15 protein-coding genes are annotated in these 12,502 nt (G+C 67.6%); 11 read left to right on the top strand and 4 right to left on the bottom strand.

All coding sequences use genetic code 11. The features are described 5' to 3' along the window. Positions 1-40: 40 nt before the first annotated feature. Together AB2U09_RS18505 and AB2U09_RS18500 are read left to right on the top strand one after the other, a co-directional pair. Positions 41-625 carry a LemA family protein gene (locus AB2U09_RS18505; RefSeq protein WP_459194208.1) on the top strand — a complete coding sequence of 195 codons (585 nt, stop codon included), beginning with the start codon at positions 41-43 and terminating at the stop codon, positions 623-625. Beyond that, positions 626-1,387 (top strand): hypothetical protein, encoded by a 762-nt coding sequence (locus AB2U09_RS18500; RefSeq protein ID WP_459194207.1) that lies wholly within the window; start codon positions 626-628, stop codon positions 1,385-1,387. It abuts the gene before it with no gap. 43 nt (positions 1,388-1,430) lie between these two features. On the opposite strand, the gene AB2U09_RS18495 is transcribed toward AB2U09_RS18500, so the two are convergent. The 3 genes from AB2U09_RS18495 to AB2U09_RS18485 form a co-directional block, all read right to left on the bottom strand. Further along, positions 1,431-2,984: a hypothetical protein gene (locus AB2U09_RS18495; RefSeq protein WP_459194206.1), complete on the bottom strand. Its 1,554-nt coding sequence runs from the start codon at positions 2,982-2,984 to the stop codon at positions 1,431-1,433. 63 nt (positions 2,985-3,047) lie between these two features. Continuing rightward, positions 3,048-4,121, bottom strand: coding sequence for a diphthamide biosynthesis enzyme Dph2 (gene dph2, locus AB2U09_RS18490; RefSeq protein ID WP_459194205.1), 1,074 nt, complete (start codon positions 4,119-4,121; stop codon positions 3,048-3,050). Between the two features lie 127 nt (positions 4,122-4,248). Beyond that, positions 4,249-4,383 carry a hypothetical protein gene (locus AB2U09_RS18485; RefSeq protein WP_459194204.1) on the bottom strand — a complete coding sequence of 45 codons (135 nt, stop codon included), beginning with the start codon at positions 4,381-4,383 and terminating at the stop codon, positions 4,249-4,251. A gap of 135 nt (positions 4,384-4,518) precedes the next feature. Between AB2U09_RS18485 and AB2U09_RS18480 the strand changes: the two genes are divergently transcribed. The 6 genes from AB2U09_RS18480 to AB2U09_RS18455 all read left to right on the top strand — a co-directional run bounded on the left by AB2U09_RS18480 (position 4,519) and on the right by AB2U09_RS18455 (position 9,135). After that, on the top strand, positions 4,519-4,797 hold the full coding sequence (locus AB2U09_RS18480; RefSeq protein WP_459194203.1) for a hypothetical protein: 279 nt from the start codon (positions 4,519-4,521) through the stop codon (positions 4,795-4,797). Between the two features lie 110 nt (positions 4,798-4,907). Then, entirely contained in the window at positions 4,908-5,339 is a 432-nt protein-coding gene (locus AB2U09_RS18475) for a hypothetical protein (protein WP_459194202.1), read from the top strand. Positions 5,340-5,389: 50 nt separating this feature from the next. Further along, positions 5,390-5,788 carry a YlbF/YmcA family competence regulator gene (locus AB2U09_RS18470; protein WP_459194201.1) on the top strand — a complete coding sequence of 133 codons (399 nt, stop codon included), beginning with the start codon at positions 5,390-5,392 and terminating at the stop codon, positions 5,786-5,788. A gap of 96 nt (positions 5,789-5,884) precedes the next feature. Next, positions 5,885-6,739 carry an MBL fold metallo-hydrolase gene (locus AB2U09_RS18465; protein WP_459194200.1) on the top strand — a complete coding sequence of 285 codons (855 nt, stop codon included), beginning with the start codon at positions 5,885-5,887 and terminating at the stop codon, positions 6,737-6,739. 141 nt (positions 6,740-6,880) lie between these two features. After that, positions 6,881-8,086, top strand: coding sequence for a hypothetical protein (locus tag AB2U09_RS18460; RefSeq protein WP_459194199.1), 1,206 nt, complete (start codon positions 6,881-6,883; stop codon positions 8,084-8,086). A gap of 143 nt (positions 8,087-8,229) precedes the next feature. Then, a complete protein-coding gene (locus AB2U09_RS18455) occupies positions 8,230-9,135 on the top strand; it encodes a phosphoribosyltransferase HisG-related protein (RefSeq protein WP_459194198.1) in 906 nt (301 codons plus the stop codon). A gap of 21 nt (positions 9,136-9,156) precedes the next feature. Here the strand turns inward: AB2U09_RS18455 and AB2U09_RS18450 are convergent, their stop codons facing one another. Next, positions 9,157-9,522 (bottom strand): DUF555 domain-containing protein, encoded by a 366-nt coding sequence (locus AB2U09_RS18450; protein WP_459194197.1) that lies wholly within the window; start codon positions 9,520-9,522, stop codon positions 9,157-9,159. Between the two features lie 332 nt (positions 9,523-9,854). On the opposite strand from AB2U09_RS18450, the gene AB2U09_RS18445 reads away from it, so the two are divergent. From AB2U09_RS18445 to AB2U09_RS18435, 3 genes are all read left to right on the top strand, one after another. Beyond that, on the top strand, positions 9,855-10,052 hold the full coding sequence (locus AB2U09_RS18445) for a hypothetical protein (RefSeq protein ID WP_459194196.1): 198 nt from the start codon (positions 9,855-9,857) through the stop codon (positions 10,050-10,052). A 140-nt stretch (positions 10,053-10,192) separates the two neighbouring features. Beyond that, positions 10,193-10,924: an archaeal proteasome endopeptidase complex subunit beta gene (psmB, locus tag AB2U09_RS18440; protein WP_459194195.1), complete on the top strand. Its 732-nt coding sequence runs from the start codon at positions 10,193-10,195 to the stop codon at positions 10,922-10,924. Positions 10,925-11,079: 155 nt separating this feature from the next. Further along, positions 11,080-12,432, top strand: coding sequence for a phosphopentomutase/phosphoglucosamine mutase (locus AB2U09_RS18435; protein WP_459194194.1), 1,353 nt, complete (start codon positions 11,080-11,082; stop codon positions 12,430-12,432). The last annotated feature ends 70 nt before the right edge of the window (positions 12,433-12,502 follow it).

Below are 12,502 nucleotides of genomic sequence, written 5' to 3'. Positions count from 1 at the left end.
TCCTCAGCATTTATGTGTTCGGTCGTGTTTGCGACGAGGCATGAGTCTCTTCGTCGCGGTGGTGGCGGTGTTCGCGGTCGCGCTGGTGGGCTGGAGCGGGCTGTGGTACGCCAAGCGGACGCACGACCAGCTCGTCGACGCGCGGGAGAACTGCGAGACCGCGTGGAGCAACGTGGAGGTACTGCTCCAGCGGCGCCATGACGAGGTCGGCAACCTGGTGGAACTGGCGGGGGAGTACATGTCCATGGAACGGGACGTGCTCGCGGGCATCGTCGAGGCCCGCGACAGCGCGATCGAGGCCAACTCGCCCGAGGAAGCCGCACTCGCCGAGGCGGAGATCCGCGATTCGATCCAGGAGTTCTACTCCATCTCCGAGGAGTACCCCGAACTCAGGACCGACGAGAAGTTCGCGGACGTCCGCGACGCGCTACAGGAGGTCGAGCAGCGACTGGAGAACCGTCGCGAGTACTACAACGACGCCGTGAGGCGGTACAACGCCCTGCTGGAGAAGGTCCCCGAGCGCTACGTAGCCGCCCGCAGGGGGTACGAACCGCGCGACCCGTTCGAGGCCACGGAGGCCGCGAAGCAGGACTTCTCCGTCCGCGACCGCCTCGAAGCCGAATAGATGGTCCTCGGAGTCGTCCTCTACGCCGGCCTCGTGATCGGCTCCGGGTTCGGCGTCCTCTGGGGGATCGGGTCGCTGCTGATCGGATTCGATCGCTACCGGGAAGGAACGGCTATCCGGGACACTCCGATCTCGCCGCTCGATTCGATCGCCGTCGGTCCGGTGGCCGTCCGCGGCGAGATCGAACCAGTGGGCAGCCCGGAGACGCGCATGTACGACTGCCCGGAGTGCGTGGCCTACGACCTCTCGGTGCGGGACTTCGGTAGCGGCGACTCGCGGACGCACGTCGACCGGACTCGGGTGATTCCGTTCGACATCGCGACCGACGACGGGTCGATCCGGGTCGACGACGACGCGTTCGACTTCCTCGCCTCCGACGAGCGCGAGTGGAAGCGCGAACGCGAGAGCTACGAGTCGCCCGACGAGGACCTGTGGCACTTCGAGCGGTCGTGGGACATCGACGAACTCCGAACTGGTGACGAGCGGGTCTACGAGGCGACGTACCTCTGTCCCGGCGACGAGGTGTACGCTTACGGCACCGCCGAGATCGACGAGCGGCGGATCGACGACGCTGACAAGCCGCTCCGGCTGACCGACCGCGACGGGACCTTCTTCGTCTCGGACCGGGAGCCCGACGCACTGCGCCGGGAGCGGCGCTTCGCGCTCGCGAAGGAAGTTGCAGTGGGCGTCGTCGCCGCCACCGTCTCGCTGACCGCGTTCCTCTGGCTGACCGGCATCGCGCAGTTGTTCCTCGGCGCCTGAACGGCGGAGGACAGGTCACACCGGCCGAAACCCGAGGCGTCCCTTACTCGCCGGTTGCCGACCGGACCCGGCCGATCGCGCTCCGCCCGAGGAAGGCCAGGAGTCGCTTGGCCGTCTTGTAGAGATACCACGCGAGGACGAGCGAGACGAGGATAACCCCCCAGGCCATCCGATCCGACTGGCTCTCCCACGGTCCGAAGAAGAACTCGACGACGGGCAAGACGAGCAGGACCGAGACGAAAAAGGAGATCGCGAACCCGACGACCAGGCCGATGAACCGACCCGTGTTCGCCGCGTCGTGGAGGAGACTCTGCCAGAGGTAGTCCACTTTCCCTTGCTCCTCCGGCGGTTCGTCGTCGCGCTCGTCCGACGGGTCCGCGGCTGCGCTCGCGTTCGAATTCGCGCTCGGACTCGAATCCGCACTCGACCCCGAAGCGGTGTCGGCCGTCCCGCGCTCCACGTCGGGTGGCCACTCCACGCCCGCGAGCGCCGCACGGCAATCCGCGCAGGGCGACTCGTCGGTCAGGTCGAGTTCCCCGACAGTCGGGGCCGTAGTGAAGACGCACTCCCTGTCGTCGCACTGCTCCGCTCCGAGGAGTCTGCCGGCCTGTTTGACGGCCTGCTTTCGCACGCGCGCCTCCGAGAGCGAAGCCTCCGTCTCGGGATCGGTCAGTCGCGCGGTCGAGAGGACGGCGAACTCGCCCCCGAACGCGCCGACGCCGAAGACGTAGTTGCGCCGGTGTTCGAAGAGGTCCACGCCGGTCACGGCGAGGACCGGCGCCGTCCCGACGAACTCCCGGGCACCCCGGGCGAGGTCGCTGGCCCGGTACTGGTCGCGCGAGTCGTCGTAAGCGTCGTCTGTGACTGCGGACAGCGGGACCGATCCCGGTGCGGTCGTCGCGTCGAACGGCAGGTGTTCGTCGACCGCTGCGGCCGCCGTGGTGACGACCTCCTCGTCCACGTCGCCGACCGCCACGACGGACAGCTCGCTCGAATCTCCCGGCGTTCCGGGATCCCTGACCCGGACGCGCCAGTCGTCGGGCAGCAGCGGTGAGTCACGCCCTTCCAGCTCCGGTCGGCACTCGGCGCAGGGGTCCGGACCGATCCGGTCGAAGTCGGCCGGCTCGTCGGCGACTTCGAACAGACAGCCGTCCCCGCAGGCACCCATCCCGACGAGGTAGCCGACGTGCTGGGACGTGACGGTGCGAAGTCGGTCGTCGAAGGTCGAGTCGTCCGGATCACCGAGGCGAGCCGTCGAGACGATCCCGATGGACCCGCGGCGCATGGCGAGGCCGAAGGCCGGCTCGCCGCGCGGTTTCCCGATGTCGAGGTCGGTCACCGCGATCACGGTTCCCCGGCCGCTCCGCTTGCGGGCGTATCTGGCCAGATCGAGCCCGTGGACGAGTTCGTCGTCGATTCCCTCGAAATCCGCCCCGTCGAACCCGGCCGGATCGACCCGGTCAGGATGAATCCGTGCGTCGACGGGCAACGTCTGCGCCGCCCCGTCGGCAGCCGTTTCGAGTGTCTCGCGGTCGACATCGCCCACTCCGACGATCCACAGCGGCTCCACGTCCGTCGTGTCGCTCCCCCCGAACATCGCTTTCCAGCGGGTTTTCGGGGGCTGATAATAACGCTCCCGGTTCTCCGGGCGTCGAGGTGCCTACCAGGTGTCGTGGAAGGTGTCGAACTCCAGGGCCTCCAGCGGCTCCTCGCCGATGGCGATACGGTACTCCTGGGGCGTGAGCATCGGCTGCTTGAACTGCGGGCCGTCGTCGGTCGTGATCCGCGGACAGCCCGTGTTGACGTAGGCGTCGAGACCGAAGTTCGTCAGGCGGTCGGGCGTCACCTCGTCCATCGTGATGAGGTAAGCGTCGTCGTTCTCCTCGACGATCTCCTGGGCGGTCTCCCAGCGGCCTTGCCCGATCTTGGTGCAGAAGATGACACCCCACTCGTCGGCGTCCATCGCGCGGTGGACCGCGCCGTAGCGCTGCTTCATGAACTTCTCCGTGTCGGCGACGGAGACGGCGTTGTTGACGGGGTCGGCGATGACGACGTGCTTGTCGGGGTGTTCCATCGCGAGGCCGAGCGGGTGGAACTTGCCGCCGCCGACGTAGAGCATCTGGTCGGCGTCGACGTCGGCGCTGGCGTAGTTGCAGCCGAGCACCTGCCCCTCGTGGGTGAGCCGCTCGTCGCCCTTCCGCGTGTGGACGGTGTAGCCGCGCTCTTCGAGCCACGAGCGCATCTCGTCGAACTTGTTCATGTGCTGGGCGGTCGTCACGAGGCCCACGTCTGGGTCCTCGTCGGCCGGGGTGAGCTGCTCGTCGACCGCACGCTCCATGATCGGGAAGACGTCGACGTTCGAGAAGAGGGGGACGTAGATGATCTTGTCCGACTCCTTCATCGGGCTGTGGCCGAAGTGGACGAACACGTCAGTGCGGCGCATCAGGTAGGTGTCGAGATCGCAGGCGCCGTAGCAGGGCTGCCCGGAGATCATGACGCTGACGCCGTCCGGCAGCTCCGAGCGGAGGTCGTCGGCGACGCGCGGGCCCCTCCGTTTCAGTCCTTCGGGGAACTGCAGGCCGACCGTCTCGGCGTCGCGCTCTTCGACGGCGTCGACAATGCGGTCGAGTTCGTAGTCCCACTCGCGGTCGTGGCGGAGCGACATCCCCGTCTTGGTGAGGTCGCCCTCGGTGCGAGGCGCGTCGTCGGCCTCGCCGCGTGAATCCTGGCTCATTGACGCCTCGTATCCGCTGGCGGGGTAAAACCCCCGCGGTCGAGAGTTGCCGCTGTGAGAGCGTGACAGCGTCCGCTCTCCGTACGGACCGAGCGGAGAGGACGGGAGCGGGGTGGCGCCCTATGGGTCAGGGATCGTCGATGAGTAACGTGTCGTCACCGCTACCCGAGCGGGTCAGCGCAGAGACGATGGCGTCCTGAAACCGGAGGAACCCGAACACCAACACTGCGAGCAGCCCACCGACCACTAGTTCAGAGACCATGCTCCGCCTTTCGGGTGCCGGCCGGAAAAGCCCTCGGACAGCAGCGAACCACGCGGGATTCCGAGTCGGGTCGACCGATCCGAATCGACGGCCGGGGCATCACGTTTACCCGCTCTCGCCGGGTAGCGTCAATCGATGCTGGTCTCCGTCCCGGCGGTCCTCCGGATGGCGGTCGTCACCGCCGTCTCGTTCGCGCTCGCGGCCGGTAGTGCGGTCGCCGTCGTCCGGCTGGTCGTTCGGACTCGATTCTTCTCGGTCCCCGAACGCCTGCCGAACACGTGGCACGGGCGACCGTTGCACCGGGCCGACAGCGAACCACACGACGGGCTCAACCCGTTCCTGCTCGGGTTCGTGACCTTCTGGGTCGTCTTTGGGGTCGCGTTGATCGCGCTCGACGGACCGTCTCCCACGTGAAGGGACCGAGTCGATGACTCCCCTCGTCCGATTCCCGTGTCCGTGAATCGCCAGTCTCCTACCCGGTGCCGTTCCGGCGGACGTTTGCCTCCGGCGTCCGAAGGCCGTGTATGTCACTTCGGTCGATACCAGCGGCGACGGCGGATCTGCTACTCGCCGCTGCGGGACTCTACCTGTTCCTCGCGCCCGCGTTCACCGTCCTCTACGCGCTCGCGACGGGGACTGACCTGTTCGCGGGGCCGCCCCAGACGGCGGCGGCCGTGGTCGCGGTCGGTGGCAGCTATCCGTTCGTGACCGGCGACTGGTCCCACCGGCGGCTGGGCGTCGCCGTCGTCGCGCTGTACGTGGCGAGCGGCGCAGCGGGGCTGGCCGGCCTCGCCGTCCTCCGATCTGTCGACGTCTCCCTCCCGTCGCCGGTCATCGCCCGCGCGGGCGCGCTGTCCGCGGCCTATCCGGTCGCGTTCGCCGCCGCCTTCCGCAACCGGCTCCGCGAGCGACTGGGGTTCCGGCCGGTCGACGCGACCGACTCGGAGTGGCGGTAACCGCCCGGAGTCGGCACCTTGAAATCCGCGAGGGACGAAGGTGGCGTACAATGAGCATCGAGACCGACGCCGCACGATCGGAGGCGGGCGAGGACGTCGACGCGCTCGCTCGTGAACTCGGCGAGCGGATCGCGGACATGCCCCTCTACGAGCGCTATCAGGAGACCAAGGCGGCCGTCGAGGCCGACGAGGAGCTTCAGGAGGAGATCCTCGAGTTCGAGCAGATCCGCGAGGAGTTCATGCTCGCGCGCCAGACCGGCGAGGCCACCCGCGAGGACCTCCGCACCCTGCAGGACGCCCAGGAGGAACTCCACGAGAAGCCGAAGATGTCCGAGTATCTGGAAGCGCAGAACGAACTCGAGCTTCGCCTGCAGGAACTCAACGAGATCATCTCCGAGCCGCTGACGGTCGACTTCGGCGGGAAGGCCGGCGGCTGCTGCGAGGACTGAGACGGCGCGTTTTTTCGGACTCGGATTTCGGCGGGAGAGCGATCGACAGGGTATCCGTTCGTAAAGGCTTACTTACGGCCGTTCGCAGGGTGGCGTATGACAACGGATCCCGACTGGGGAGAGACGGCCGAGAGCGACTGGGGCGACTGGTTCCCGAAGGCGGTCGCGGAGGCCTCGCCCGATACCGTGGCGATCTGGTACCTCGGCTGTAACGGGTTCGTCCTGAAGGCGAGCGACGACACGACGGTGTTCATCGACCCGTACGTCGGTGCCGGGCGACCGCCGCGGACGATCCGGATGATCCCGGTCCCGTTCAACCCGGAGGACATCGCGGAAGCGGACGCGATCTTCGGAACCCACGAGCACGTCGACCACGTCCACGGCCCGAGTCAGGGGCCGATCCTCGCGGGCACGGGCGCGGACTACTACACGTCCGATTCGGGGCTCGACGTGATCGCGGAGGAGGACTGGACAGGTCACTGGGACGTGAGCGACGACCAGTTCAACGAGATCAGCGAGGGAGACACGGTCGAACTCGGCGAGTTGACCGTCCACGTCGAACCGGCGAACGACCCCGACGCCGAGCACCCGGTCTCGCTCGTCTTCGAACACGAGGCGGGCACGTTCTTCCACGGCGGCGACGCCCGGCCCGGCGAGTTCGAGCAGGTCGGCGCGGACTACGACATCGACATCGGCGCGCTGGCGTTCGGCGCCATCGGCAACATTCCCGACAAGCAGACCGGCGAGCCCGTGCGGACGCAGTGGTACAACACCGAGAACATGATCATCGAGGCGGCCAATCACCTCCAGCTGGACACGCTCGTTCCGACCCACTGGGACATGTGGAAAGGGATGACCACGGAACCGACCGTCCTCCACAACCACGCGGCGAGTTTCGACTACCCCGAGTCGCTGGAGATCGTCAAGATCGGCGACAGGTTCGACCTCTAACCGGCCGACTGGCGCGCTCGCTGCAGTCTCGTCGTGCGGTCAGTTTTCCGCGGATTTCCCGCTCGTTCCCCCGTCACACCTGAAATGACGGCGTCTGGACAATAAATAGGATTAAGTTGGTTGCTAAACGAGGGGGAACACATGAGCGATTCACAGCAGTACGAGAAAGTCTCTGTCTCCTCGGACGGGGTGACGGTGGACAAGCGGTTCGAGGAAGACGAGTTCCCGGTGCCGGCGATCGCCTTCGAGATACAGTCTGCGCGTTCCGAGACCGTGACGGTGACGCTGCTCGACGAAGTGCCGGAGGACGTGGCCGTCGAGGACCTCGGGTTCCATCCGGAGTACGGCAGCGAGTACTGGACGATCGACGAGGACCAGATCACCTTCGAGCGCGAGCTCGAAGCGGGCGCGGAGTACACGACGGTCTACGGCATCCGCGCGACGGGGACCGACAACGTCGAGCAGTTCCTCACGCAGCCGCGGATCGAACGGGTCGACCCGCCGCTCGAGGACGGCGGCGGGCCGGTCGTCGACGAGCAGGGCAGCGACGTCGTCCGCGACGTCATCTCGGGCGACAGCGACTCCGTCCCCGGTCTCGACGAGAGCGACGACGGCGACGATCCCGAGGACGTCGAGACCCTCGACCTGAAGGATCCGAACGAGCCGGCCGACGCCAGTTCGGGCGCCAGTTCGAACGGCTCGTCGAGCGACGCTTCCGACGGCGGGTCCTCCGGCGGGAGCGTCTCGCTCGGCGATGCCGACGTGGACACGCTCGTCGGTGCGCTGGCGACGGAGATCCGCAACCAGAACGTCGACGCGGACGACATCAAGCTCCTCCGCAAGGCGTTCGACCTCGCCGACGACTCCGGCGGCAGCGTCGACGCGCGCATCCAGCACCTCCAGACCGAGGTGTCGGACCTGCTGGCGTACACCGGCGCGCTGGAGGAGTTCCTCGACGAGAACGGGACGGGCGACGAACTCATCGAGGAGTTCCGCGAGCAGGTCGAGTCCTTCGAGTCCGAACTGGAGGAGGTCCGCGAGATGACCTCGGGTCACGAGGAGTCCCTGTCGAGCGTCGAGAACACCGTCGAGGGAGTCGAGTCCTCGATGGAGTCGCTGCAGTCGGACATGGACGAGGTCCTCTCGGAGGTCGAGGCCGTCCAGGGCGACGTCGATTCCGTCGAGTCGGACGTCGACGACGTGGAGGACGAACTCGAGTCGCTCGAATCGCAGATCGGCGACATCGACGTCGAGGACGTCAAGTCGGACATCGAGGACATCGACGACGAGATCGAGGAGCTCAAGGAGTGGCGCGAGCAGCTCTCGTCGGTCATCGGCGGCAGCTAACGGCCGCGAGACGGGCGATTTTCTGACGGCGAGCGAAGGGGGACTGGATCGGACCGACTTCCGACGGGCGTTCGGCGCCGTGTAATCGGCGAAATCGGCGAAGATCGGACTCGTTTTAGGGGCTGCTCGCGTGTCGAACACCAATGACGACCGTCAGCGTCGCCGTGCCGCGGAAGGGACGCCCGCTGGAAGCGGTACTCGACCGACTGGCCGACGAAACGGGCGTCGCCGGGCTCGCCGACGACGTGATCTCGACGCTCAGATACGAGAAGGCGGTCACGAAGGGCGACCAGTCGGCGACCGGCGACGTCTACGAACGGCTCGGGACCTACAGCGACGACTCGGACCCGACGGCGCCGGAGTATACCCTCGTCCGCGACGACCGGCAGGGGATGCCCCGGCGCATCGTCTTCGACAGCGTCACCGTCCCGGTCGACGAGGATCTGGACCTGCAGCTCGTCGGCCGGGAGGAGCCGTTCCGGGCGCTTCGCAAACACGAGATGCCGCTCGGGTTCGACAGCGCCGACCTCTTCCTCGAAGAAGTGGTCGAGCTCCGCGAGGAGCCGCTGTCGGAACTCGGCGACGTGAACGAGCGGGTCGACCCGCGGGACACCGACGTCCGCCTCGTCGCCGGCCTCGGCGACACGGTCTGGCACTCGCTGCTCGCGACGCCCGATGTCGCCGAGGAGTACGATGCCGACGTCGGGCGCGAACTGGTCGACGCTTACGAGGGGGAGTTCTGTATCTCGCCGCGGTACGAACGGCTCGTCGAAGCCGTGCTGGGGACCGACGCCATCGAGGGGATCGATTTCTGTTACCCCGGCGACGACGTGGAGGACGAGGAAGGAGCCATCGCCGAGACGGGCATCGGCATCTACCTCACCGTCTCGGGGTCGACGGCACGAGACCACGGGCTCGAAGTCGGCGAGCAACTGTTCCCGAGCGAAACCGTCCTCCTGCGGAGCGAACCGGAGGCGACCGATGCGGTCGAGCGCGTGGCCGACCTACTGGTGACCGCCGAGACGGGGACGCGGCTGGCGGCGCAGTGAGAACCGGCTGGCTAGTGCGGTTCAGTCGTCGTCTTCTTCGTCGCCGTCTTCGGTCTTCTCGGTCGCGATGACGTTGAGCGGCACGTCGCGGAGCGCGCCGCCCACGTCGCTTTTGGCGATACGCTGGGCGTGTTCCTCGCTCTCGGCGTTGAACACGTCCATCTCGAGGACGAGGCCGACGAGCGCGGTGTCGGCGGCGATGTACGCCGAGTCGAACGGCTCCCCGCAGGCCGGACAGTTCGTCGCGCCGACCCCGACCTCGACGTAGTCCATGTCCTGCTGGTTGAGCCGCTTGCCGGCCTCGCTGATGGCGACGCCGATGGCGTCGTCGATGTTCTCGACGTCGTGAACCAACCAGGCGGCTTCCATCACTACGATGTAGTTCATACAGCCCACTCGGCGTTTCACCGTAATCCTGTTTTTGATCCGCGTTCGACATCATCGTCCAGCGACATGCGCCGTCGAGAGCGCGGCGATCGTCCCTTGCCGTCTCTGCGACCGACAGTTCCGCCGGTGCGCACGTGACCGCAATCATGGCTATAACTTATGGCGATAACCCTCCGTACCAAGCCCAGCCTTACCCCGATCGCCCCGCCCTCCCCGTCTGATCGGCCCGAATTGTGAGTCGCCCGAAATCGCAAGACTGCGGCGCCGTGGTTCTTCATTATTTATTATCTGGCAGCGAAATCGGGGGGAAAGCTTATTTACTGGCACCGCTGGTGGACGACTACACCACGATGCGTTCCACCCTGAACCGTGCAATCGTCTTCGCACTGTACCAGTTGACCCTGTTCGCCGGCATCCTGCTGCTGCCGCTGGCGGTCGCCATGCGAAAGGTCGGGGTCACGCTTCCGGCACACCGCGCCGTCGCCCGCCTCGGCGACACCTACGAGGAGATGCACACGGACACCGCCTGATCGACGGCGAGCCACAGTTTTTCGACGGCCGTTTCGCTCACAGCCAGCGACTGCAATGCCCGGACGGCGACGGTCATTCGTGCGCGACCGCGGGCGATCGAAAAGGTGGTTTTATCAGCACAGGACTGGTACCTGATTCCATGCGCGACCCATTCGCTGGTTCGGAGTTCTCGCAAAATATGCAGCGTCACGACGCCGGGATCCCCGACCCGACCGAGCCCGAGATCGGCTCGTTCCCCGACGAGTCCCCGCAGGGCGACCAGAGCAAAGTCGCCGAGACCGGGACGACCACCATCGGGATCACCGCGGAGGACGGCGTCATCATCGCGACGGACATGCGCGCGTCGCTCGGCGGCCGGTTCGTCTCCAACAAGACGGTCCAGAAGGTCGAGCAGATCCACCCGACGGCCGCGCTGACGCTCGTCGGCTCCGTCGGCGGCGCCCAGTCGTTCATCCGCTCGCTCCGCGCCGAGGTCGACCTCTTCGAGGCTCGCCGCGGCGAGGACATGAGCATGACCGCCCTCTCGACGCTCGCGGGTAACTTCGCCCGCGGCGGCCCGTTCTTCGCCATCAATCCCATCCTCGGCGGTATCGACGAGGAGGGCAGCCACGTCTACTCCATCGACCCTGCCGGCGGCGTCATGGAGGACGAGTACACGGTCACCGGCTCCGGGCTCACCGTCGCCTACGGGACGCTCGAAGACCGTTACGAGGACGGCATGGACCTCGACGAGGCCCGCAGCGCCGCCGTCGCCGGCGTTCGCGCCGCCGCCGAGCGCGACACCGGCTCCGGGAACGGCGTCTACATCGCCGAGGTCTCCGAGGACGGCGTCGACATCGAGGGCTACCCGAACTTCGAAGGCGTCGAGTAACGCGCTTTCCTTCTCTCCGTTTCGCGTCGACCACTGCCAGCCAGCCGCGGCGCTGCCCTGACGCTCCCTGATTCGAACGCCGGCCCGTCGCGTGGGTAGCAGCGGTCGCGAACGGGAGCCACTACGATTAATTGGGGTCGCTCCGTGGGACGGATATGAACCTCTTCGGGACCGCGGGCATCCGCGGCGACGTGCAGTCGACGGTCACGCCGGAACTCGCACTGGCCGTCGGACGGGCGGCCGGCGCCGACGGCGACTCGTTCGTGGTCGGCCGCGACGGTCGCACGACGGGCGAGGGGCTGGCCGCCGCCGTCGAAGCGGGACTCCTGAGCGCCGGTGCGGATGTGACTCGCATCGGACAGGTACCGACGCCGGCGCTGGCCTACGCCGCCCAGCAGCGCCGCGGTGTCGTGCTCACCGCCAGCCACAACCCGCCCGAGGACAACGGGATCAAACTCTTCGCCGACGGCCAGGAGTACGACGACGCCGGCGAGGCACGCATCGAACGACGCGTCGAGGACGAACCGGACCCCGTCGCCTGGGACGAGTGGGGGACGAGCGAGCGCGCCGACGTGCTCGGCGCGTACCGCGACGCCGTCGCCGAGTTCGCCCGCGGCTACGGCGAGGCGCTGGACGGACTGGAAGTCGCGGTCGACTGCGGGAACGGGATGGCGAGCGTCGCCACGCCGCAGGTGCTCCGCGCGCTCGGCGCGGACGTGACCGCCATCCACGCCAACGTCGACGGCCACTTCCCCGGTCGCGAGAGCAAGCCGACCGCCGAGAGCCTCGAAGACCTGCGCTCGTACGTCGCCGACGGCGGCGCGCAGGTCGGGTTCGGACACGACGGCGACGCCGACCGGATCGTCGTCGTCGACGCGAACGGCGAAGTCGTCCACGAGGACACCATCGTCGCTATCCTCGCCGAGCACTACGTGGCCCAGAGCGACGCCGAGGACCCAGTCGTCGTCACCACGCCCAACGCTTCGGCGCGGATCGACGAGCGGGTACGCGGTGCTGGCGGCCGGATCGAACGAGTCCGCCTCGGCGCGCTACACGAGGGCATCGCCGCTGCACGCGAGGAGGGGACCGACGACACGGAGGTCGTCTTCGCCGCCGAGCCGTGGAAGCACATCCACACTGCCTTCGGCGGGTGGATCGACGGCGTCGCCAGCGCAGCGGTGCTCGCGCGGTTGGTCGCCGGCCCCGGTCTCGCAGTCCTCCGGGACCCCGTGACCGAACGGCCGTACCGGAAGGGCAACGTCGACTGCCCAGACGACCGCAAGGAATCGGCGATGGACCTCGTCGCAGAGCGCCTGCCCGGGGAGTTCCCGGACGCGACCGTCGACACCGAGTACGGCGTCAGGCTGGAGCTCCCCGACGGGTCGTGGACGCTCGTCCGCCCCAGCGGGACGGAACCATACGTCCGCGTCTACGCCGAGAGCGACGACGTCGAGTCGCTTCTGGAGACGGTCACTGAAGTCGTCAGCGGCGCGGTCGACGACGCCTGAGTCGACGCCGAAGCTATCGGAACGGCAAAGCCGACGGTTGCGGGACGGCCGCGGTCGCTGGCTATTAGTT

This window comes from Halosimplex yunnanense, from assembly GCF_054504345.1.
The sequence above is the reverse complement of the archived record's forward strand: the minus strand, read 5'-3'. Positions and strand labels throughout refer to the sequence as shown.